Below are 21471 nucleotides of genomic sequence, written 5' to 3'. Positions count from 1 at the left end.
GCCGACCGCTGGCCAGACGAAGTCAGCGCAGCGGTCGTACACGCTGGTCAGACGAAATCGACGCGGCGGTCAGGCTCCATGCCCTGCATTTGCTCGGCGCTCAAGCTTTTCTCGGCACCTGTCGTGAATTTTTCGATCCTGAGCCGTCCGGGCCCGCCGCGCATGCCACCATCAGGATCACCACCATGATCTAAGTGCGTCTGCTCGCGGCGCTGGCGCTTGCCTGGATTACATCTCCCGCTCTTGCCATTGAGGTCGCTGTCGTCGGCGATAAGGCCGTCATCCTGCCCTGGGGCGACTGGCTCGTCGCGCCGGCCGTGTCGCTGTGCGATCCAGTCCTGACGATCCTCCTGCCGATAAGCGCGGCCTCGATCACCTGGGCCGCCCGCAACGTCTACCCCTGGGCGGCCCTATTCCTGTCGCAGCGTCGGGTCGAGATGAGGCTTGAGCGGGCTGTCAGCTACCGCCGCAAAGCAGTGAACGGTGCGGCTAGAGGAAAGACCCTCTCGGTCAACGTCGCGGTGCCGGTCATCGCGAAGGGCACGCAGTACGTCATCGACACCGCGCCGCCCGCGGTCATCAAGGCGGCCGGCGGTGCTGATGACATCGCGGCCCGGATCTTCCGCAGGCTCGACCTCGACGACCGCGCCGGCGAGGCAACCGAGCTCGTCCCGGCTCAGGAGCAGGTCGGCGCGGGCACGGTGGATGCCCACGAGCTGCGTCGCACGGACAAGATGACCCCGGCGATCAGCAGGAGGCGCGCATGCCCGGCTCGAACGGACGAGCGCGCCGACCGCTCGTCCGTCGGCTCGATCGCCAGCGCCCGACGTGGCTCGTGGGCGCGATCGCCTCCTGTTATGCCCGCTTCGGACGCGCCGGCGTCGTGCCGGCGCGGGCGAGTCTCGCGCCGCAGCGGCGGCCTTGGACGACGTTCGAAAAGCGCACGCCGCGCTACACGAATCAGGTGGGTGAATAGCCGGTCGCGCACGGCTGACCGTATCGTCTTTCAGCCTCGCCAGCGGCGACGAAGCTTCGGTGTTTGCTGCTCGCGCGCTACGAACCGGCCCGCAATCAAATGTTGCGGAAAATATCTTGCTGATGGGCGTGTAATCTCAATATTGGCGACCATCAGAGATCAGTCCTGCGATGCGAATATCATCCTTCTAACATTTGTCGATTCGCCATTATTGTATTGACTCGACCAAAAAGTAAGGATTTTTCTATGCACGACGCCTTCGCTCTCCAGTGAACGGCGCGTCAGCCTGCCGGGAGGCATGCATGAGGAAAGCATTCACGTTCGCAGCAGCATTCGCTCTGGCCGCCGCAGCTTTCACGATCACAATGCTCACGGCGCCGCCAGTGACCGAAGCGCGGCCCGTCTCTTCCATCGACACTTATAGCCTGACAGTAAATGCAGCGCCCCAAGAGGACGCCGCATTCGACGCGAACTGAAAACTCGTCGCGTTTGATAGCGAGATCGCTATTCGACCGATCCTGCTTGGCGCGCCCGGAGCCGGAAGGCCGCCGGACGTGTCTCGCAACTTCGACTCTAGTGTCCGGCCGCTCGCGTCGCGAACTCCCAAGCCGAGACGCCGACACGTGCGCCGGGCGTGTTTCGGTATCCGCTCACATGGCCGAGCAGGATCCCGTTCGGCGCGATGCCGATCGCCTTGTTCCCGCCAGTTATCTTCATCTCACACCGGCCGACACGAAACGTGCCGTGCCCGGAATGGACTCCGAAGATCTGTGGCACCGCCCGGCGCCTAAGGCGTTCGATGACGTCGGTGCAGGCCTCGTGGGTGTTCGCTCAGGCAGTGTGCCGAGATATCGCCATGGCGAGGAGTTGGGGCGCAGGGCGCCGACGGCTTTGCGCAACTCGGCGGCTTGGGGCGGAAGCGCGCTCGGCGCGAGTTCGGTAAAGAGCATCCGGGTCGCCGGCTGATCGTGGGGCCGACCGCATAGGGACGCCGGATTGCCTCCGGCTCACCGGTCCGTCAAGTTTATGCCACGGTGCGGTTCTCAAGCCCGCAGACTACCCGTGGAAGGGACAGCTCTAGCGCGGCTGCTACTGCTTCTCCATCGAGCCCACGAACCGTTCTCGAGCCGCTTCCAGCCTATCCTGCTGTTGAGTTGCGCCGAGCGTGAGCATTGACCCGGAAGGATGCGTGTGCCGTGTCAGCTCCAGCATTCTTTCGACAGCCTCTGCAATCTCGACCAGCAATCGATCCCGGTTCCACTCGTGCTCTCGCTCGGCTTCAGTCATCGTTGGCTCCCGAAGATACTGGCTTGGGCGCTGAGCCCTCCTCAACGTGGAGCGGGACAAAAGCGTTCTACGCGCTGTGAAAGTGGCAAAATCTTCTCCCGACGTGTCTACCAGCCATCGCGCGAGAACGAGGCTTAGCCGATGCTCTCTTCGCGGATCGATAGCGAGAAGTCAGGGCCGGGCTCGAAGGTGTATCGCCGGACCCTGGCGTTAGGGTCGGTCACGCCTTCTGGCCCGTGCGCGTAGGGTCGCCCCGCGCGTCAGGCTTGGACTGCTCTTGGGACTGGCTATGACCGAACTCGCTCAGCCGTGCTCAGCGACGGCCGCGGCGAGGTCGAGACCATAGCCGTCGGCGTTCGGGTGAGTGATGGTGCCAGAATCGGCGTGGTGCGCGTCGACTGCCGCGTTCACCTGATCGTCGGCGACGGCCTTGGCCTTGAAGAGTTCGCCGGCGGTGGGGATTCGGCGTGTCGCAAGCCCGTGCACGGGTTCGGTGCTGGGTGCTCAGGTTCCTGAGAACCTCAGAGCACTCCACAAAACGACAGCGATGTCATTGAGAAGAATGGTGCTGCGAGAGAGGATTGAATTCTAGAGATCGCCAAATTTCCCAATGAAATCAATGGTTAATCTGGGAATAAATTCCTCCTTTGTAGCATTGGAATGGGTGTGAATTGTAGCGGCCAGGGCATGGGTCGCGGGCATGAAGAAGGCCCCGGACGTCTGGCTCCGGGGCCTGGGGCGGAGTGATTCGGTCCGACCGCGCGAGAACTGGGTCAGCGCCCCGGCGTCCATGCCGGCGCCAACGATCCAGTCACGAGGATTGGTCAAGCTCGGCGAGCAACGCGTCCATCTCGGCCCATTCGTCCGTGTCGGGCTCTCGGATCGGTCGCGCCGTCCACCATAGAACCCGATTTTCCAGTCCGTGATGGTCGATGACGCTGAGACCAAAGTCGGGATGGAAAGCGACCGTCCGGTCCTCCGGCCCTTCGACGCGGCGGGAGACAATAGACAGCTTCCCCCAAAGATCGGCGTGCCGATCGCCAACCTCAAACGCTCTCATGTGCATGGTGATCCCCAATGCCGGCCCGGTTCGCATCGTGTGACTTCTTTTCCGTCGACAGTTGAATGGTCGATGGGTCTCGGATCGTCAACAAAATTGTGGATTTATAGTTCAGTCAGCAGTGACTGAACTTGTCTGCGTTAGCTTGTTGACGATAGTGCCTATGCGGCAGCGACATAGTGACAAGCTCGGCCTTGGACGCTACGGGCGGCGCATGAAGAAGCTCGCGCCTGTCCTCCTATCGTTCTTCCTCCCCGGTGCAGCGCTCGCCCAGCCCGCGCCCATCTTCGCGATCCCCATCACTGGGCAGCTTACAAATGGCGCCGCTGCGGCTGGGCAGGCGACGGGCTACAACACGGGCGTCGGGGAGTTCTGGGTCGCCTTCCCCGGCTCGATCCGTTGTTCCGGAACGTGGTCGGTCCGCGACCCGAACCCGACGATCATCATCCCCGTGACCTGCGGGCCGCGGGTTCACGGGGAAGCCATCGTCACGCGGCAGGCTGGCTTCATGACCGGATCGGCCATCGTCGCCCTCAGCAACGGGAAGCGTGGGCAGTTCGTGTTCGGCGATCTCACGTATGAGCAGGCCTTCGGACAGGGGCGGGTCCGGACCCGCTGACAGCCTGAGAACGCAGCCGGGCGGTCCCCTGGACCGGGCCGTGGACGCCATCCGGAACGGCCCGTCCAGTGCAAGCAGCGGCGAGGCGGTGAACGCAAGCCCGGTGTAGATCTCGGCCTGGATCTCGACCCGCGCCGGTCTCGCCGGAGTAGCAGCATCCGATCCGGATGCCGGCTCCGGAATCCCTGCGGGCTCGCGGGTCGGCTCGGGCAGCGCCGGGGCAGTCTCGGGCGTCCCAAGCGTCGCCGCCCGCTGACGGGCCTCCTGCACGATCTCGCGGGCCTTCTGATGAAGCACCTGGGCCTCTGCCCGGATGCCGTTCGTCATCGTGAGCACCGGACCGTCGAAGCTGAGACGCCACGGGGAGCCGGCGCGGTCGCAGGCGAAACGGTCGCGGATGCCGGGCAGCGCGAGCCAGGAGCGCTTGGTGCAGTAGCTCGCCCAGCCCGCGTTCGGGTCGAGCTTGAGCTTGACCTGGGACTTGAGGGCGTTGCCGTCCCACGGCCCCATCGCGTGCCGGAGGACCTTCCGGAGCAGCGCGAGGCGGCGCCGGCTCGGGTTTTCGAGGCTCAGTGCTCCGTGCAGATGCAGCCGGCGCTTCCGGGTCCCGTCCCTGTCGGTTGCCTCCTCCTCGATGGTCTCGAACAACTCGACAGTGCCGAAGGCAGCGCCAAGAGCTTCTGCGACCCGCTTGCGGAGCCAGGGCAGCGGCGGCTTGCCGTTCGCATAGGTCCGGTCGCTGATCTCTTGCGAGGTCCAGGCGGTGAAGGCGACGACGGGACCACGGGCCCGGAGAGCTTCAAGGGCGAAGTGGGCCTTGGTCTCGTCGGTAGCACTGGCCCAAGGGCGCGGGGCCTTCGTAATGAAGGAGGGTAGAGGGTCTGTAGGTGTAGAGCTCCTTCCCATACCTACTATAGACGACACGCCCGCCTGCACCGGGGCGATGCCCTCGCTGATGCCCGTAAGTGCCTTGTAGTCGTTGAGGAAAGCGCGGTCGCCCAGCAGGCTGACCCGACCAGATGCGCTCCGCTTTTTTTTAACACCGGGGCCTGCGTCGTTGTCGTTGCCGGCCTCGCTGGGGATCGGGCTGACCGCGACGACGCGCGGAGCGTCGCCCGCGTCGATCCGAGCGGCGATCGGGCGGTTTCGGGCCTTCGGTGCGGTTCCGGTCGCCGGATCGAGCACAGACACGGGTTCGGGCGCAGCCGGGGAGCCGTCGAGGTTGGTGACGACGGGCACGGGAGGAACGTGGTTGAAGTCGATCGGGAGGTCAGCAAGCTCCCGGTCGAGGTAGTCAGCTACGTCGTCGTTGGCCCGGGCCGGGACTGGGACATGGGCGTGCGACGAGAGCACCCGAGCAGCAGCGCTCTGGTGCGTCGCGGCTTGCGCCGGGAGCGGAGAAATCTTATGTAAGACGAGCATGTTACGTGGTTCAAGCCGTTTGCCCTGGCCGGGGCAGGCGGCTCATCCTTTTCAGGCTGCGATCTGCTCCGGCTCGTAGTCGTCCCTGCACACCCCGATCACGCGGATCGACGTGAGCTGGCGCGGGTCCAGGCAGGCTTCGATGTCTTCCGCCGTGCCCTGAATGATCGCAGTGGCAGGAACCTCGGTCGCAAGCAGGACGTGATGCCCGACGTGCTCCCCTGCCCCGGACGTGGCGAGCCAGAGAGCGTCAGCGAACTCGCGGTCCGGGGTCCACCAGCAACCGATACGGCCCGCGTTGTAGTCCCGCAGAGACTGCGCCCGGTAGTGGACCGGAGGCAGTGAGCCAGACGGGGCCGGGAGAAGGATCGCGAGCCCGTCCGCGAGCAAGTGATCCTCGCCCAGCAGGTCGAGCGTCAGGGTCCGCTTCATTCCAAGGTTGTCCACGGCGCTGTTCTGCCAAGCGCCCTGGAATGCTGACCGGATCGTGTCGGGGACGGTTCCGAGGGGCACCAGTGCCCGCAGGGCGTCCGCCCATCCTCCCGACCATGTAAGCTGGGCGGCAGCGCCAAGGAAGGCGTCCGCGTCACCCGTAGTCGCACCGGCTACCAGACGCTTGAGAACGTCAGCGCGGTGGAGTTCTTCGAGAGCGAGGCGAAGGGCGTTCACGACTGAGCCTCCTGGCCGGTCGCGTTGTTCGACGCGGCGATGCCCATGATCGCGCGGATGGGAAGGCTAAGGCTGGCAGCGTGCTTGCGAAGCAGACGGGCGAAATCGGTCGCGATGCCGAAAGAGGTCGCGGTGCGGAACGTCGGCTTCTTCGTTCGGGCGTCTACAAGGGCAAGAATCACGGCCCGCGCATGCCGCCCAACAACAACCTGAACGTCGCCGCCGAGGTCCAGCCCGAAACCCTTGCCAACCTTGAAGTCCTTACCGAGCGCGGTTTCGTTGCCGGCAGCGGCGTCTACCAGCGTCGCGAGACGCCCGGCCTGATCCCGGTTGAGCAGCGGAAGGTCTTCGCCGCGAAGCGACACGGCCATCAGGTCGTCGTCAACGATGCTGATCTCACAGAAGCCGGGCAGGTCGTCTTCGATCTCCCTGGCCTCGATAGCGCTGCGGATCGCGCGTTCAACGATCTCGACGGCGCTGACGCCGCGCCGATCTGCAAGGGCGCGAAGCTGGGTGAGGCGTTCGGCGGGGAGCCCCAGCATACTCTGGGGCGGCTTCACGAGAGGAACGGTCATGGTCGCGTTGGTGTCCATTGGTCACGGAAGCCAAAATTATATATTTGGCGACCGGGGCCTTCAAGATGTTCGACGTGACTTTCTCAAGGAACTTAACGAGAACGCTAGAGCGCGTTTAAGATTTCGTGGCTGAAAATCAGCCGTGGGCACATACTGGATACCCTACGGCAAAGTCGAATTTTTCTAGGACTTCGTCTTCCTACCCCACCCCTCCCATGCTGATCTGACAAGTGGCAGCCAGTGTAATGCCTCAGTGGGAATCGCCGTTCTCGCACACGATCTCATCTTCGGGTGCCTCGACCGCTTCGTCTTCTCCCTCGATTGAATCATTGTCGAACTCATCCTCATCGCTCTGGCGCTGACGGATGGAAGCGACTTCGATGTCAGAGAGATTCTTGATGACAAGCACGGGAACCTCATCGGTGTTCATGTCTTCATCGGTGATGCCGAGAGCGCTGCGCTTGAGCGTGTGAATCCTTTCGAGGGCAGCAGCAGCATTGGTCAGCATCTTGACGGATGCTGCGGCAGCGTAGACCTGATCCGGATCAGCGGCAGCAGCGTCCAGGCGCTCCACGATCATGCGTTCGATCTTGGTCGCGTAGCTGTAGGTCGTCTCGCGGATCGTCAGCGCTCTTTCGGTGAGCGTGCCGACATCGCTCTCCTGCTGCTCCTTCACCCTGACAGCGACCTTGGCAGCAAGCGTTTTCGCGGCTGACCCCTTCTCCAGCCCGAGCTTCGCGAAGTGGGCCTGTAGAGCGCGCTCGGTCGCACCGAAGCGATGGGCAAGCTCGGGGAGCGACGCCGAGCCGGAAGTCCACGCGGCCTCGGCCTCGGCCCACTGGTCCTCGCTGAGGCGGACGTAGCGGCGCTTCGCTGACAGGGCGGTCACGGTCATGCTCTCCTTCTCACGCGGCCCAGCGGGCAAGCGCGGCCTCGGACTCGGCGGGGTTCTCCTGAATGCGGTAGATGCTCTGCCGGCTCAGGCCGGTTTCCTTCGCGATGGCCGAGACGCTGGCGCCCTGAGCGAGCAGATCGCGGACGGCCTCAAGCTGCTCGCGCGAGTAGCTGGGCTTCCGGCCCCGGTAGGCTGCCTCGCGGTCCTTGGCGTGCGCGATGCCGGCTTTCTGTGCCTCCCTTGTCGCCTCGGCCTGGGCCTGAGCGGTCGCGGCCATGAACGCGATCAGGGCATCCCGGACGGCGGCCTGCATCGGGTCCGCAGTCGCTCCGTCGAATACCAAGCCGTTGATGACCGTCTTGATCGTGACGCCCCGGCGCATGAACTCGCGGATCGTGTCGGTCACGTCGGCATAGTTGCGGCCCAGACGGTCCACCCAGCGGACCACGAGCGTGTCGCCGCGCCGGAGCATGTCGAACAATCGCTTGCCCTGCGGGCGCTCGGCCAGAACGGTCGTGACACCTGACACGCCTACGTCTGCTACAACTTCGTCCACCTTGAACCCGGCTCCCTGGGCCTGCTTGAGCTGATGCTCGCTGGTTTGCTCGGTGGTGGAGACGCGGATGTAGAGAACGGTCTGCATCGGGGCTGGCTGTGTCCGCTGTGTTGATGTCCGTATATAAGCGTGTCCGAATGGTCGGGTCAACCCTTACGGACACAGTTTCGGACGGCCTCCCGGCTGTCCGCTGCGGTATACCCTTACAGACAGATCTACTGATTCCCTGTGTGCGTTAGGCTCTCAGAGGGCTCGGACAGCCACACTCGCCCAGCGCTTCCTTAGCTTCTAGGTTGTTCCATGCACTAAGGCGCACGTTCAGCGAAACTTTGCCCCGCGACGGTGGAAGGACATTGGCAGGACTTTCAGTTATTGTTCGGACCGCACATGTGGGAGCGAGAGGGCAGCTGAGGTAGCAATGGCGCGAAGCGACCTCCTTATTGCCCTGGTCCGCGCCGGCGCTGCTGGTGATCGCGACACCTTGCGCGTTACGGCTGAGGCGCTAGCGGCCGACGAGCGCGCCAAGAACCACAACATCGTCGCCGACCGCATTCAGCGTGCGCTCGCAGCTGTTCCGATTACCCCTCCAGCGCTGACAGCAAGCGCGCACCAGCTTGCGACTGCCAGCGGCCGCGAGGCCATTCTCGAAATTGCCCCGCGCCTCTCGCTCGACGACCTTCTCCTGCCGCTCCCGGCACGCGAGAGCGGCCGCCAGCTCATTGAGGAGCATCGGCGCGCCGACGTGCTGCGCGCAAGTGGCTACGAGCCGCGTCACCGCGTTCTGCTGTCTGGGCCGCCGGGCAACGGCAAAACCTCCTTCGCCGAAGCAGTGGCAGAAGGTCTCGGCCTTCCTTTTTTCGTGGTGCGATATGATGCGCTAATTGGAAGCTATCTTGGCGAGACCAATACGCGATTACGCAAGCTGTTCGATTACGTCCGCACAACGCCGAGTGTGCTGTTCTTCGACGAGTTCGACGCGATCGGCAAGGAGCGGGGTGATACCCACGAAACCGGCGAGATCAAACGCGTCGTCTCCTTCCTGCTCATGCAACTCGACCAGCTCCCGAGTTACGTGATCGTTGTCGCCGCTACCAATCACGGCGAACTGCTTGATCGCGCCGTCTGGCGCCGCTTCCAGATGCGACTTGCCATGCCCGCGCCCGCGCGCAGCGACATCACCGTGTTCCTCGATCGGATCATATCAAGCTGGCCTCATCGACCACGCCTCTCCTTGTCAAAGATTGCTGTCAAGCTCGGTCGGGTCAGCTATGCAGAGGCGCTGGATTTCTGCCAGAACGTCCGACGGCGAGAGATACTGAGCTTGGGGGAGGTATCAGTCGATGGGGCCTTACAGTCGGAGCTTGATCTCTGGACCTCGCGCGTAACGCCTGAAGCCATAAATGCCGAGCGATCCGACCAAGCCTCTTCTGAGGCTGACCCCTCGAACTGATCAACCGCGTCCCACCGGCCGTCCGCGCCCGGTTCCGCAACCTGATCCGTTTCCGCGCCCCCGACAGACCGCCGCCTTCGGACCGAAGTTCACCCGGCTCGCGGAAGTCCTCGGTCGAGGTGGCGACGCGCTTGCGCTCCGCGCTGACGCCACTGGCCTCGCGCCGGAGCGCCTGCTGGTCTTCGAATTGCGCGGCAGCGTCAGCGCGTTTGCCGGCGCGATCGCACAAATCAACGGCCTTGAATTGGTCGACGAGGAGGAAATGGAGCCCGATGCGGAGGACGATCACCCAGCTGCCTATCTGCTCGTCCCCGACATAGCTGCGCTGCGTGACCTTGAATCGCTGTGGCGGCGCTGGCAGCGCGGTCAACTCGTGCGCGGCGAGACGCCGTGGGCGAATGTATTCGGATTGCTGCGAGACCTGCGCCCTTGGGGACCAGCCGACCGCGTGCAGTCCGGTGATGCCGGCATCCTCGCCGCTGAAATTGATGGCCGCGCCGATGATGAACTCGTGCGCTTGGAAGTCGAGCTTGTCTTCCGCGCCAATGAAGCAATGGCTGCCGAGGCCGAAGCCGACGTCCGCGCAGCAATCCGGGAGCGAGGCGGCCAAGTTCGGTCTGACGCACGCATCGTCGATATCGCCTATCACGCACTACTCGCCGACATCCCCGTGGCGACGGTCCGTGAGATCATTGAGCGGAATCTAGGTGGCATCGCCGGTTTAGAGTCGATTATGCACATCCGCCCGCAGAGCGCGGCAACGACGGTGGACATCGGCGATAGGCTCGAAGCCGATGGTGACTTAGCCGAATCGCGTCCGCTCGGTGAGCCGATTCTCGCGCTGCTTGACGGTGTCCCGGTCGCAGCGCACCGCCTACTCGCTGCCCATATCGACCTAAATGATCTGTTTGATCTGGAGCGCGACGCGCTCGTCGCCTCGCGTGCGCACGGCACTGCGATGGCCTCACTCATCGTCCATGGCGACCGCAATCGTGCTGAAGCCGCGTTGCCCCGCCAGATCCACGTAGTCCCTGTGATGGGCAGCGGCGATGCCTTTCCCACCGACCGGCTCGTCATCGACCTCATATTCCTGGCAGTGACGCGGCTGCGTGAACAACGTCCCAACATCCTCATCGTCAACCTGTCGCTCGGCAACAGCCGCCGGCCCTTCCATGGCCAGCTTTCGCCCTGGGCCCGGCTGCTCGACCGGCTCGCCTATCGACTCGGCCTGCTGTTCATAGTCAGCGCGGGCAACCAGACCGAGACCTTCGGCATCAGCGCTTACCCAACCAGCATCGCTTATGAAGGCGCCTCCGGCGCGCACCGCGCTACTTCTATGATTACCGCCCTCACCGCCGTGATGGCCGACCGGCGCTTGTTCTCGCCAGCCGAAACTGTCAACGGCGTGACTGTCGGTTCCTGCAACACTGATGCAGTGCCGCTTGCCGAACGCGCGCTGGCCCGCGCGTTCATCGATCCCTATCCGGATCACGCCGCCGCCAATCCATCAAGCGCGCTTGGTCCTGGCTTCGCGCGCTCGGTCAAGCCTGACATTCTCATGCCGGGCGCCCGTGAACATATGCAAGTCGTGCGCAATCACGCAAATATCGAGGTGCGACCGAGCAGAGCGTCTCGCGGCGCTGGCCTCAAGGTTGCTGCGCCACCGCGCGATGGGCGCGAAAATCTCGACGGCTACACTAACGGCACCAGCGCGGCGGCTGCGCTTGCTTCACGCACCTGCCACCGCATCCACGACGCGCTTGAAACGGCTTATGGCGAAGATTTTTTGCGCCTTCCGCATATAAGCCGCGCTGTGCTGATGAAGGCGCTCCTTGTTCATCCGGCTCGATGGCCCGAGGACATTGCCGCGCTCATCCGCAGCACTGTCGGCCCACATGGACGTGGGCAAGCGCCTCGACAAAAGGATAACATCCGTCGCTTCCTCGGCTTTGGCTGCGTTGACGGCGACGACGCCGTCGCCTGCGCGGCGGATCGTGCCACCTTTTTTGCGACTGGCACGCTGATGCGCGACCGCACGGTCACCGTCGATGTGCCGATACCACTCGCAATCGGCGGCAAGGCGCGTCCGCACATGTTATCTGCGACGCTCGCATGGTTCACGCCGGTCGCGCCTGGGCGTAAGAGCTATCGCAACTGCCGGCTGAAACTCATTGAGCCCAGTGAGCTCGCGGCGCTTGCCGTCAGCAGTCACCGCTTGCAGCCCGATCACAACCAAACCAATCGCGGCACCATCTATTCGCGCTGCTGGAGCGGCGACGCGGCGCCTGCGGTCGGTGCCAATATGACTGTCCCGCTCATCGTCCAACGCGATCCCGATCAGGGCACTCCCATCGACGAGCCGGTGGCCTTCGGCCTCGCCGTGACTTTGGCCATGGCGGGCGAGGTCGCCATCTACGACGAGGTTCAGGCGCGGGTCAGGCCGCGCGCCGGAGTCGTTGCTGGGGCATGATCGTAGAACTCTTATGCTCAAATTTTGATTCGCGCGAGAGTTGCCTTTTTTGCGCAGCTCATAGTGATGTGGGGGAGTCTACCCGCTGCACTTAGTTACGCATCACATTGCCACGGCATCTGCTCATTGAAGGTGCTTCGTCCTGGCGAGGGACGCGGACTAGCGTCACCTTCTCGATGAACTCGACGCGTCGAGCGCGAATGGCCGGCAATCCTCCTACGGGCATCCCGAGGTCCAGCCACTCGATAAGCCCGTCGCCGTCGAACCCATCCGGGATGCCGGTCATGGCGAATGCGTGCTTCAGGTCGTCCACCTTGTGGTTCCGGTGGAGTGGGAGGGCAGCGACAAGCTGAACGTCTTCGAGCAGCCGGGGATCGACCAGATACTCGCCGTCGATCTCGCCGATGATCGCAGCGTGAGGGTCGAAGGCGACGACGACCGCTCCGGCCTCACTGCCCAGACGGCTTGGCATCCTGGCGAACATCTCCGCGTAGACCGGGCACGGCGCCCACCAGACGCCGTGACTGCCAGCCTGATGGTCCGCGAGGCGCTGTCCGCGATACAGCGCGAACGGCCACTGGCGAGGCTCGGACGTCGGCATCAGGAGCTTCAAGCCGTCAGCCAGAAGGTGGGGACGGTCGCAGAGGTCGCGTTCCAGATGCCAGTCGGGAGGCGGCGCCTGCGCTCCGGTATCCAAACGCGCGTAGCTCTCGGCCTTCATGCGGCGCCAGCACTCGCGAAAGACAGGTCGAATGCGCGGGTGGACCGCACCGACGCTGACCAGCTTCTCGAACGCCTCGCGGAACGCTCCGGCCCATTTGAGGGCCGCGAGCGCCGCGCTGAACCTCGCTTCGTCGCCACTGATGGCGCCCGTGAGGAAGTCCATCACGATCGACTGACGCTTGAATGATTCGTCTACGCTCGCGTTCACGTCGGTCTCGCACTTGGTCTCATGCGAGCATTATAGCGGCCCCGACCGCTCATTTCGTGGACGGAACGCGGGCAATGAAGAAGCGACAGTGACCGCGAGCGTCTGGTATCTCGGTCGATCTCCGACGATCTGCACAATTGCTCGACGCGGCCGTCGAGCACGCATTCGAGCACATTCACTCAACGCTATAGGTGGGCATCCTGCGGATCGCCGCATCGCGGGTCTTGAGCGTGACGTCGCCATAGTTGTCGCCAGCAGTCCGCCCCGCATGCCCTTGCAGGGCGTCGAGCACGCGGTCGCTAATCTCCGCCTCGCGTCCAACCGTCTTGAAGCGGTGTCGCCACCCGTGGGACGGGCTTACGGCCTTGTCGATCAGCCCGAGGGACCGGACCCATGTGCTGACGCGCGCGGCGACGATCTTGGACGGATGCTGGGCATCCTCCTTCCGATGCTTGGCCGCATCATAGAAGAGCGGCCCGTCTCCTGCGGCTTTCACGAAGTCGAGGAACCCCAACTCGACAAGCTGGGAATGCACAGGGACGTCGCGATATTGTCCGGACTTCACGGGGCCTGCATCTGGCGTGATGCGAATGTAGATGATGCCCTTATCGGTGATGACGTCCTGCACCCGAATCGCACCCATCTCTGCGACGCGGGCGCCGGTCAGTGCGCAGAGCCAGGGAAGCCAGCGCTTCGCTGCGGTCACGTAGCTGCTCTCACGGGTCGCCGGTGAGTGCGCGGCGGGTGGCTGGTAGGCGAGCGCTGTCTTGAGGACCGCGACGGCCTCAGCATCGTTGAGCCCTCGCTCTCGGACGCTGACCTTCTTCTCCACGTCGATGCGCACGCGCGCGGCCGGGTTCTCCGGGATCTTCTCATTGTCAGCGGCCCAACCCAGCACCGCGCGGAGTGAGGCAAGATGCACGTCCCGAACCGTTTTCGCTGCCAGTCCCTCCTTCTCAAGCAGATGGTCCCGCCAACCCATTATGTCGCTCTTTGTAAGGTGCCGGGCGTCGTCGTGTCCTAGATGGCGCACGAGCGCCTTAAAGACCGGCTTCCAGCGGCGCTCGGCCTCAGCTCCCTTCCCCTGCGATTGCTTCGTCCGGAGGTAGCCGTCGAGTAGGTCGAGGAGCGGAAGCGCTGGTCCACGCGGACGGATCGGAACGACCTGTCCGGTATTAGGCGGCTCGGCCAGGATCGGCAGCTTGGGCGATGCGGGCTCGCTGCCGTCATCGCGCTCGATCGTTGCTCTGAGGGCTTCAAGCTGAACCTGCGCCAGGAGCCGTCCCAGCTTCCGCCACTCCTCGGTGCCGAATTCAACGGCCGTGCTGCCGCGCGCCTCGAACTTTTCGATCGCCCACCCGACGACGGCCTGTAGTTCGTGGTCGTCTTTGCTGTGGCCACTTGCGATGCGTCGGAGTTCTCGGACCTGCTGTTGTCGGTAGCTCAATGATGGGGCCTTGAAGCCCGACCGACTGCCCGCGTTTGGCTGAGTTCGTTCGTCCCATTCGCGGGCGGCGCGTTCCTGATAGAGCGTTAGCGGCGATTTGAGTGAGCCCACGTTCGCCGGCTCATCCTCGGCGGGGACTTCCACCTCGGCAGGGAGCCCGTCGACGCGGACTTTCCACTCAACTGGCCACTCGGGCATGTGCTGCCCGCCCTCACGTAGGCGCCGGTCGAGGTCGAGTTCCTCGGCGTAGTGCGTATGAGCGATCTGGGCGAGCGTCAGCGGCCGGGGACGGCTCCGGGCAGGCGGCAACGCTGAGAGTTCGAGCTTGGCACGGGCGTCGGCTAGCGTCTGATGGAAGACGGCTACGACGCCGTGAATGTCACGTTCGGCGATTCGCTGGTTCGGCCCGAGTGGCGCTAGCAGTTCCCGCTTACCGACGATCTGCCGGAGTTCGGCAGGCACAGCCATGCGAGCCCAAAAGCCGTCGCCACGTCGAAGGAGATACCGAACCCGCTTCGCCATTCGATCCTCTGTGAGCCGCACGCGTTGGAGCGCGCTTTGTAGCGTCACGTTGGACGAAAGCGCTTACAGCGCAACGACTTTTAACAGGATCAAGGGGGTAAATGGTGCTGCGAGAGAGGATTGAACTCTCGACCTCCTCATTACCAATGAGGTGCTCTACCACTGAGCTACCGCAGCGCGGTGCCGGGGGGCGGTGCCGCCGCCGGACTGGAGGGGCATTAGCCGATCGAATTTCGCTTGGCAACGCTCTTCCGTCGCACAAAATGCGTGAGCGGCAAGATCGAGCGGTGGCGTGACGATTTGTTGACGGACCATGGGGGTGTCGTTATAGAGCAGCCACCACGTCCGGCCGCAGCATTGCGCCCGGTCTTTTCGCCTTTGCTTATCATCAGGCTGCGCTGACCGACACCGGATGCTCCGGGCCGAGTTCTTGCCGCCACGACCAGACGAGGATGCCCCATGGCCAACACCGTGTCGGCCAAGAAGATGACCCGCAAGATCGCCAAGCGTACGGCGATCAACCGCTCGCGCCGTTCGCGGATGCGTACCTTCGTCCGTAAGGTCGAGGAGGCGATTGCGTCCGGCGATCAGGGCCAGGCCCTCACCGCCCTCCGCGCCGCCGAGCCGGAGATCATGCGCGCTGCCCAGAACGGCATCGTTCATAAGAACAATGCTTCGCGGAAGGTTTCCCGCCTAGCCGCCCGCGTGAAGGCCATCGCTGCCTGATCGGACTGCGACGGCTCCCGGCCTTCCGAATGGAAGGCTTTAGGGAGCCCCGCTCGATATGATGCTGCATTCAGCCCGGCCGCTCAGGCCGGGCTTTTTTGTGCCCGCGGGCCGCGCGAATCGTCGTGCACGGCCATAGCCGGTCATGGCTGCGCGGTGGAATTCCCCCTCCCCGCAAGGTTCTGGCGCCATCCGTGCTCAGAAGCCCCCGATTGCCCATCGTCTCCACGCTAGGGATGGCCGCGCAGCGAAGGGGCGGTGAGAAACGCTCAGCCAAGCGGGCCTCGCCGTGCTCCGGATCAGGCACCAAGCCGAGGTTCGATCGGTCGCGGTTGTGCACCGACCGGTGATGCTTCTCCACAGTTCGCGCCGGGTTATCCCGAATCCACGCTTGCACCTGCCTGTTCAGGGCGCCGTGAAGGTTTCGTTAACCATGCGGAAAGTGCTTTCCATTGCGTGGTGCCACACCGGCCGTGTAGCTTAACAAAACGTTGCCGGTCGAGCGGCTCGACAAGTTCAGCACCGGCACCCCCAGAGTCGTCCCCAAGTTGCGGGCAGGCCTTCGACTCTTCGGTCCCGGCCTGACGACTCTGTGGGCGCGAAGATGTTTTCCCCGATCGTCCCGCTGTTAGGAGAACGATAGAGGATTGTTGATACACAGCCATCTTTAGCGATGGGCCGCGACGCCGCTCTTGACAGCGTCGCGGCCACTCTCGGCGCCGCCCCGATCGGGCGGCGCCTCCTCTCGTGTGGCGTATGCGTACGCGTCCCCTCCGGTCCGCCGGCTGAGGATGCGAGGAGACACGGTGATGCACCTCGACGGCAGCATGTCGGACGGCGATGGCGGAAACGGCAGAGGAAGCGTCGATCTTCCCGCCGCCTGGACGCGGGTGAAGCGGCGGCTGCGGGCGGAGCTTGGCGAGGACGTCTTCGCAAGCTGGTTCGCCCGCCTCGAACTGGAGACTGTGGACGGGGGGGTCGCCCGCCTCACCGTTCCGACCCGGTTTCTCAAGAGCTGGATCGAATCGCATTACATCGACCGGGTGCTGACGACCTTCCGCGCCGAGGCCGATGGCGTCAGCCGTATCGAGGTCGGCGTGCGCGGCCCCTCCGGCCCGGCCCGGCCGACTGCCGGCGTGCCGGCGAAGCCGAACGCGACGAGCGGGCCGCTGAACCGTCTCCACGCGATCGCGACGCCTGCCGCCCTCCAGGGGCCCGGCCCAATGATCGAGACCGAGATCGCCTCGCCCCGCGGCGATTCGGCCTCGGTCGATCTCAACGGCGCGCCGCTCGATGCGCGGCTCTCCTTCGCGAACTTCGTGGTGGGCCGCTCCAACGCGCTGGCCCATGCCGCCGCCGAGCGAATCGCCCGCAGCGACAGCGACGGCGCGCTCTACAACCCGCTCTACGTCCATGCCGGCGTGGGCCTCGGCAAGACGCACCTGCTTCATGCGGCCGGCCACGCCGCCCGCGAGGCCGGCCGCCGGGTGATCTATCTCACCGCCGACCGCTTCATGTACGGCTTCGTCAACGCCCTGAAGACGCAGAACGCGCTGGCCTTCAAGGAGCGCCTGCGGGCGATTGACCTGCTCATCCTCGACGACGTGCAGTTCATCCAGGGCAAGTCGATCCAGACCGAGTTCGGCCACACCCTCAACGCGCTGATCGATTCGGGGCGTCAGGTGGTGGTCGCCTCCGACCGGCCGCCGACGGAGCTGGAAGCGCTCGACGAGCGCGTGCGCTCGCGCCTCGCCGGTGGTCTCGTCGTCGAGATCGGCGGGCTCGACGAGGGGCTTCGTGCCTCGATCCTCTCCGCCCGGCTCGATGCCGTGCGCCAGAGCCACCCAAATTTCGAGGTCTCGCCGGCCGTGTCGGCCTATGTCGCCCGGGCGATCACGGCCAATGGCCGCGACCTCGAAGGGGCGGTGAACCGGCTCCTGGCCCACGCGACCCTGACCGGCGCGCCGGTCACGGTGGAGACCGCCGAGACCGCGATCCGCGACCTCGTGAAGAACCGCGAGCCCAAGCGGGTGAAGATCGAGGACATCCAGAAGCTGGTGGCCTCGCGCTACAACGTCTCGCGTTCCGACATCCTGTCGGAGCGCCGCACCGCCGCCGTGGTGAAACCGCGCCAGATCGCGATGTATCTGTCGAAGGTGTTGACCCTGCGCTCCCTGCCCGAGATCGGCCGTCGCTTCGGCGGGCGCGACCACACCACCGTGCTGCACGCGGTGCGCAAGATCGAGAAGCAGATCGGTGAGGATGCGGTGCTCGGCGATGAGGTCGAGCTGCTGAAACGCATGCTCCAAGACTGAGAGACTGCCCTGGGCGGGACCGGGTGCGTCCCGGTCTCGCCTTGAGGAAGTTTTATCTCGGCCGGGGATCCTGCCCGGTCCGGGCTGCCCTCCCGAGCCGTGCGCCGTCGCGGGGCGGGACAGTGCGAAGGCCGCCCTTGCCTTCGTGGGGGCGCTTCGCCAAGCTGCCGGCCCCGTTCCGCTTCGGAGTGCCTCGCGAAACGTCCGGTCGTCGACCGTTTCTCCGGTCGCGATGGTCGAACGGGCGTTGGGTGGGCGATATCCTTATCCGGCCTGATCGACCGCGGGCGGGCCGATTGTTCAAGAGACGACGGGTTTTCCGATGAGAGTCACAGTCGAGCGCGCGGCCCTCCTGAAATCGCTCGGCCACGTGCACCGGGTGGTGGAGCGGCGCAACACGATTCCGATCCTCTCCAACGTCCTGCTGCGCACCGGCGAGAACGGCCTCCAGCTGAAGGCGACCGACCTCGATATCGAGGTGACCGAGACCGTGGCCGCCGACGTGCTCGATGCCGGCGCCACCACGGTGCCGGCCCACGTCATCTACGATATCGTTCGCAAGCTGCCCGAGGGCGCGCAGGTCTCGCTGGAGACCTCCGGTGAGACGGGCCAGATGACGATCCGTTCCGGCCGCTCGCGCTTCGCGCTCGGCGCCCTGCCGGAGGGCGATTTCCCTGATCTCGCCGCGGGCGAGCTGCCGCATTCGTTCGCCATTCCGGCGGCCGAGCTGAAGCAGCTCATTGAGAAGACGCAGTTCGCGATCTCCACCGAGGAGACGCGCTACTACCTCAACGGCATCTACTTCCATACCCTCGAGGTCGAGGGTGCCCTGAAGCTGCGCGCGGTGGCGACCGACGGGCACCGGCTCGCACGCGTCGAGACCGATGCGCCCGAGGGCAGCCGCGGCATGCCGGGCATCATCGTGCCGCGCAAAGCCGTCGCCGAGATCCAGAAGCTCGTCGACGATGGCGGTGACAGCGTGCAGGTCGAGCTGTCCCCGGCCAAGATCCGCCTGACGTTTGCAGGCGGCGTGATCCTGATCTCGAAGCTGATCGACGGCACCTTCCCCGACTATCAGCGGGTGATTCCCACCGGCAACGACAAGCGCCTGACGGTCGAGCGCGACGCCTTCGCCAAGGCGGTGGACCGCGTTTCGACCATTTCCTCCGAGCGCGGCCGCGCCGTGAAGCTCGCGGTGAGCGAGGGACGCCTCGCCTTGTCCGTGACCAACCCGGATGCCGGCTCGGCGACCGAGGAGCTCGATGTCGATTACGAGGCCTCCGCCCTCGATATCGGCTTCAATGCCCGCTACCTGCTCGACATCACCGCGCAGCTCCAGGGCGATACCGCCCTGTTCAAGCTTGCCGATCCGGGCTCGCCGACGCTGATCCAGGACCGCGACGGCGCCCCGGCGCTTTATGTGTTGATGCCGATGCGCGTGTGAGTCCGCTTCCGGCCGCGGCCGGATCGGATATATCGCTCACATGGACATACTGCCGGGAGGCCCCCGCCTCACCCGCCTGATCGCCCGCGACTTCCGCAACCACGTCGATCTCGATCTTGCCACCACCCGCCGCTTCGTGGCGCTGGTCGGCGAGAACGGGGCGGGCAAGACGAACATCCTCGAAGCGGTCTCGCTGTTCTGCCCCGGTCGCGGCCTGCGCCGGGCCGATCTCGCGACCATGGCGCGGGTCGGCGGACCGGGCGGATTCGCCGTGTCGGCGACGCTCGAAGCGTCGGAGGCCGAGCACCGGTTCGGGTCCGGCTACGAGCCGCCGGGCTATGACGGGCGCGGCACGCGGGTCTGCCGGATCGACGGCGCGAACGCCCCCTCCCCCGTCGCCTTCTCCGAATTCCTGCGGATCGTCTGGCTGACGCCGGACTTCGACGGGCTGTTCCGCGGCGCGGCCGGTGACCGGCGCCGCTTCCTCGACCGGCTCGTGCTCGCCGTCGATGCCGGCCACGGTGCCCGCGTCTCGGCGATGGAGCGGGCCCTGCGCTCGCGCAACCGCCTGCTCGACGAGCGGCCGGATGACGGCCGCTGGCTCGATGCGGTCGAGCGCGAGGTGGCCGAACTCGGCGTCGCCGTGGCGCTCGCCCGGCGCGAGACGGTGGAGCGCCTCGATCGGCTCATCGCCGAGACAAGGGACGATGCGGCGCCCTTCCCCTGGGCCTCGCTTCGGCTGGAGGGCGACCTCGACGATCTCGTCGCGGTCTGGCCGGCTTTGGAGGCGGAGGATCGCTTTCGCCGGGCGCTGATGCAGGGCCGCCACCGCGACCGCGCCGCCGGCCGCACCCTGATCGGCCCGCAGACCACCGATCTCGTCGTGCGCCACGGCCCCAAGGACGTGCCCGCCGCCACGGCTTCGACCGGCGAACAGAAGGCCCTGCTGATCGGCCTCGTGCTCGCCCATGCCCGCCTGGTGCGCGCGATGAGCGGGCTTGCGCCGCTCATCCTCCTCGACGAGGTCGCCGCGCATCTCGATCCGCGCCGCCGCGGCGGGCTGTTCGATGCGCTCGAAGCCTTGGAGGGGCAGGTCTGGATGACGGGCGCCGACCCGGCCCTCTTCGCCGAACTGGAAGGCCGGGCCGATATGGTCAACATTGCAGACGGGCGCATCGTCGCGTCGGACGTCGGTTGAAACGCCAATGCCGCTGTCGAGCCTCGCGCTCTTTGCTGCCGTCTACGCGGTTGCGGTTGCCTCACCGGGGCCGGGTGTCTTCGCCCTCGTCGCCCGCGTGCTGGCGCGTGGAACCCGCGGCGTTCCCGCCTTCATCGCGGGTTTCCTCGTCGGCGACTTGCTTTGGTTCTCGATCGCAGCGACCGGCTTCGCCCTGCTCGCTCAGAGCTTTGCCGCCCTCTTCATCGGCATCCGCTACCTCGGCGCAGCCTATCTCGCCTACCTCGCGTGGCGTGCGTGGACTGCACCGGTCGAGCCCGTCTCGGGTGAGCCCGTGCGCGGCGAGAGCGGGCCGCGGCTCTTCCTCGGTGGCTTGGCGTTGACGCTCGGCAACCCGAAGGTCGTCTTGTTCTTCCTCGCGCTGCTGCCGACCGTGATCGATCTGGAGCATCTGACGCTGCTCGGAATGATCGAGATCGCCGCGACCATCGTGGCCGTCCTCTGCTCTACGCTCACCGCCTACGCGGTTGCCGCAATCCGGGTTCGACGTCTCTTCGTCTCGGTCGGCGCACGGCGGGCAATCAATCGCGGCGCCGGCACGGTGATGGCGGGGGCAGCCATCGCTGTCGCGGTGCGGTGAAGCTCACCCCGGTTCGGAGGTCAGGCCGAATTGACCCTCCTGCCCTGACCCGGTTGCCTCAGTCCTGTCGTGTCCCGGCGGAGGCGATACGTCGTCCGCGAGCGACGCTTCACGGAGGCGCAGTTCGTTGGCGAGCGCCACACGCATGGCTTCGATCTTGCCAACCCGCAACCGAGCCGCCAACTGCTCGGCGACCCGGTCGGTCTCGTCGTCGATTGTCAGGGGCATGGTCTCAGGTCTCGGCTGCAGCCGTCGCGTTGCCGTTGTAGGCTCGGCATCGACCTGAACCG

19 protein-coding genes, 1 tRNA gene and 1 pseudogene are annotated in these 21471 nt (G+C 65.3%); 9 read left to right on the top strand and 12 right to left on the bottom strand.

Annotation, left to right across the window (positions count from 1 at the left end; translation table 11 throughout):
* Positions 1-194 precede the first annotated feature (194 nt).
* Together M2437_RS07685 and M2437_RS07680 are read left to right on the top strand one after the other, a co-directional pair.
* A complete protein-coding gene (locus tag M2437_RS07685; protein WP_253387025.1) occupies positions 195-1196 on the top strand; it encodes a hypothetical protein in 1002 nt (333 codons plus the stop codon).
* Positions 1197-1278: 82 nt separating this feature from the next.
* Complete coding sequence (locus M2437_RS07680; protein ID WP_015952957.1) at positions 1279-1452, top strand: hypothetical protein; 174 nt, start codon at positions 1279-1281, stop codon at positions 1450-1452.
* A gap of 613 nt (positions 1453-2065) precedes the next feature.
* Here the strand turns inward: M2437_RS07680 and M2437_RS07675 are convergent.
* From M2437_RS07675 to M2437_RS07640, 8 genes and pseudogenes are all read right to left on the bottom strand, one after another.
* The gene (locus tag M2437_RS07675) at positions 2066-2263 is read right to left on the bottom strand and encodes a hypothetical protein (protein ID WP_012255907.1); all 198 of its coding nucleotides are present in this window, start codon (positions 2261-2263) and stop codon (positions 2066-2068) included.
* A 210-nt stretch (positions 2264-2473) separates the two neighbouring features.
* A pseudogene (locus M2437_RS07670) lies at positions 2474-2749 on the bottom strand (hypothetical protein).
* Between the two features lie 325 nt (positions 2750-3074).
* Positions 3075-3359 carry a hypothetical protein gene (locus M2437_RS07665; protein WP_253387024.1) on the bottom strand — a complete coding sequence of 95 codons (285 nt, stop codon included), beginning with the start codon at positions 3357-3359 and terminating at the stop codon, positions 3075-3077.
* A gap of 202 nt (positions 3360-3561) precedes the next feature.
* Positions 3562-5181, bottom strand: a complete 1620-nt coding sequence (locus M2437_RS07660) for a hypothetical protein (protein WP_253387023.1) — start codon at positions 5179-5181, stop codon at positions 3562-3564.
* A 234-nt stretch (positions 5182-5415) separates the two neighbouring features.
* Positions 5416-6033: a hypothetical protein gene (locus M2437_RS07655; RefSeq protein ID WP_253387022.1), complete on the bottom strand. Its 618-nt coding sequence runs from the start codon at positions 6031-6033 to the stop codon at positions 5416-5418.
* Positions 6030-6608: a hypothetical protein gene (locus tag M2437_RS07650; RefSeq protein WP_253387021.1), complete on the bottom strand. Its 579-nt coding sequence runs from the start codon at positions 6606-6608 to the stop codon at positions 6030-6032. Before M2437_RS07650 ends, M2437_RS07655 begins: the two co-directional genes overlap by 4 nt.
* A 250-nt stretch (positions 6609-6858) precedes the next feature.
* Positions 6859-7503, bottom strand: a complete 645-nt coding sequence (locus M2437_RS07645) for a hypothetical protein (protein ID WP_253387020.1) — start codon at positions 7501-7503, stop codon at positions 6859-6861.
* A 10-nt stretch (positions 7504-7513) separates the two neighbouring features.
* Positions 7514-8146 carry a recombinase family protein gene (locus M2437_RS07640; protein WP_253387019.1) on the bottom strand — a complete coding sequence of 211 codons (633 nt, stop codon included), beginning with the start codon at positions 8144-8146 and terminating at the stop codon, positions 7514-7516.
* Positions 8147-8477: 331 nt separating this feature from the next.
* On the opposite strand from M2437_RS07640, the gene M2437_RS07635 reads away from it, so the two are divergent.
* Positions 8478-9509 (top strand): AAA family ATPase, encoded by a 1032-nt coding sequence (locus M2437_RS07635; RefSeq protein WP_253387018.1) that lies wholly within the window; start codon positions 8478-8480, stop codon positions 9507-9509.
* Positions 9460-11979, top strand: a complete 2520-nt coding sequence (locus M2437_RS07630) for a S8 family peptidase (RefSeq protein WP_253387017.1) — start codon at positions 9460-9462, stop codon at positions 11977-11979. The genes M2437_RS07635 and M2437_RS07630 overlap by 50 nt, the downstream gene beginning before the upstream one ends.
* Before the next feature lie 91 nt (positions 11980-12070).
* On the opposite strand, the gene M2437_RS07625 is transcribed toward M2437_RS07630, so the two are convergent.
* The 3 genes from M2437_RS07625 to M2437_RS07615 all read right to left on the bottom strand — a co-directional run bounded on the left by M2437_RS07625 (position 12071) and on the right by M2437_RS07615 (position 15056).
* Positions 12071-12910, bottom strand: coding sequence for a hypothetical protein (locus tag M2437_RS07625; protein WP_253387016.1), 840 nt, complete (start codon positions 12908-12910; stop codon positions 12071-12073).
* A 175-nt stretch (positions 12911-13085) separates the two neighbouring features.
* Entirely contained in the window at positions 13086-14825 is a 1740-nt protein-coding gene (locus M2437_RS07620; protein WP_253387015.1) for a tyrosine-type recombinase/integrase, read from the bottom strand.
* 156 nt (positions 14826-14981) lie between these two features.
* Positions 14982-15056: transfer RNA gene (locus M2437_RS07615), tRNA-Thr, on the bottom strand.
* A 282-nt stretch (positions 15057-15338) separates the two neighbouring features.
* Between M2437_RS07615 and rpsT the strand changes: the two genes are divergently transcribed.
* From rpsT to M2437_RS07590, 5 genes are all read left to right on the top strand, one after another.
* Positions 15339-15605 carry a 30S ribosomal protein S20 gene (gene rpsT, locus M2437_RS07610; protein WP_003598297.1) on the top strand — a complete coding sequence of 89 codons (267 nt, stop codon included), beginning with the start codon at positions 15339-15341 and terminating at the stop codon, positions 15603-15605.
* 809 nt (positions 15606-16414) lie between these two features.
* A complete protein-coding gene (gene dnaA, locus M2437_RS07605; protein WP_003598298.1) occupies positions 16415-17920 on the top strand; it encodes a chromosomal replication initiator protein DnaA in 1506 nt (501 codons plus the stop codon).
* A 322-nt stretch (positions 17921-18242) separates the two neighbouring features.
* Positions 18243-19364 (top strand): DNA polymerase III subunit beta, encoded by a 1122-nt coding sequence (gene dnaN, locus M2437_RS07600; RefSeq protein ID WP_253387014.1) that lies wholly within the window; start codon positions 18243-18245, stop codon positions 19362-19364.
* 40 nt (positions 19365-19404) lie between these two features.
* Positions 19405-20562 carry a DNA replication/repair protein RecF gene (gene recF, locus M2437_RS07595; RefSeq protein WP_012751942.1) on the top strand — a complete coding sequence of 386 codons (1158 nt, stop codon included), beginning with the start codon at positions 19405-19407 and terminating at the stop codon, positions 20560-20562.
* 7 nt (positions 20563-20569) lie between these two features.
* Positions 20570-21181, top strand: coding sequence for a LysE family translocator (locus tag M2437_RS07590; RefSeq protein ID WP_253387013.1), 612 nt, complete (start codon positions 20570-20572; stop codon positions 21179-21181).
* 3 nt (positions 21182-21184) lie between these two features.
* On the opposite strand, the gene M2437_RS07585 is transcribed toward M2437_RS07590, so the two are convergent.
* On the bottom strand, positions 21185-21409 hold the full coding sequence (locus M2437_RS07585) for a type II toxin-antitoxin system VapB family antitoxin (RefSeq protein WP_012605194.1): 225 nt from the start codon (positions 21407-21409) through the stop codon (positions 21185-21187).
* Positions 21410-21471: the final 62 nt, after the last annotated feature.

It is taken from the genome of Methylorubrum pseudosasae (genome assembly GCF_029504475.1).
Classification (GTDB): Bacteria; Pseudomonadota; Alphaproteobacteria; order Rhizobiales; family Beijerinckiaceae; genus Methylobacterium; species Methylobacterium extorquens.
This window is presented reverse-complemented; position numbering and strand designations above follow the sequence as displayed.

What these genes read in the sequence shown, in the direction of transcription:
- rpsT (WP_003598297.1), top strand. Translation starts at nt 15,339, where the DNA reads ATGGCCAACACCGTGTCGGCCAAGAAGATGACCCGCAAGATCGCCAAG.
- M2437_RS07585 (WP_012605194.1), bottom strand. Translation starts at nt 21,409, where the DNA reads ATGCCCCTGACAATCGACGACGAGACCGACCGGGTCGCCGAGCAGTTG.
- M2437_RS07590 (WP_253387013.1), top strand. Translation starts at nt 20,570, where the DNA reads ATGCCGCTGTCGAGCCTCGCGCTCTTTGCTGCCGTCTACGCGGTTGCG.
- M2437_RS07635 (WP_253387018.1), top strand. Translation starts at nt 8,478, where the DNA reads ATGGCGCGAAGCGACCTCCTTATTGCCCTGGTCCGCGCCGGCGCTGCT.
- dnaN (WP_253387014.1), top strand. Translation starts at nt 18,243, where the DNA reads ATGAGAGTCACAGTCGAGCGCGCGGCCCTCCTGAAATCGCTCGGCCAC.
- M2437_RS07680 (WP_015952957.1), top strand. Translation starts at nt 1,279, where the DNA reads ATGAGGAAAGCATTCACGTTCGCAGCAGCATTCGCTCTGGCCGCCGCA.
- M2437_RS07640 (WP_253387019.1), bottom strand. Translation starts at nt 8,146, where the DNA reads ATGCAGACCGTTCTCTACATCCGCGTCTCCACCACCGAGCAAACCAGC.
- M2437_RS07645 (WP_253387020.1), bottom strand. Translation starts at nt 7,503, where the DNA reads ATGACCGTGACCGCCCTGTCAGCGAAGCGCCGCTACGTCCGCCTCAGC.
- dnaA (WP_003598298.1), top strand. Translation starts at nt 16,415, where the DNA reads ATGCACCTCGACGGCAGCATGTCGGACGGCGATGGCGGAAACGGCAGA.
- M2437_RS07630 (WP_253387017.1), top strand. Translation starts at nt 9,460, where the DNA reads ATGCCGAGCGATCCGACCAAGCCTCTTCTGAGGCTGACCCCTCGAACT.
- recF (WP_012751942.1), top strand. Translation starts at nt 19,405, where the DNA reads ATGGACATACTGCCGGGAGGCCCCCGCCTCACCCGCCTGATCGCCCGC.
- M2437_RS07665 (WP_253387024.1), bottom strand. Translation starts at nt 3,359, where the DNA reads ATGCGAACCGGGCCGGCATTGGGGATCACCATGCACATGAGAGCGTTT.
- M2437_RS07650 (WP_253387021.1), bottom strand. Translation starts at nt 6,608, where the DNA reads ATGACCGTTCCTCTCGTGAAGCCGCCCCAGAGTATGCTGGGGCTCCCC.
- M2437_RS07675 (WP_012255907.1), bottom strand. Translation starts at nt 2,263, where the DNA reads ATGACTGAAGCCGAGCGAGAGCACGAGTGGAACCGGGATCGATTGCTG.
- M2437_RS07620 (WP_253387015.1), bottom strand. Translation starts at nt 14,825, where the DNA reads ATGGCTGTGCCTGCCGAACTCCGGCAGATCGTCGGTAAGCGGGAACTG.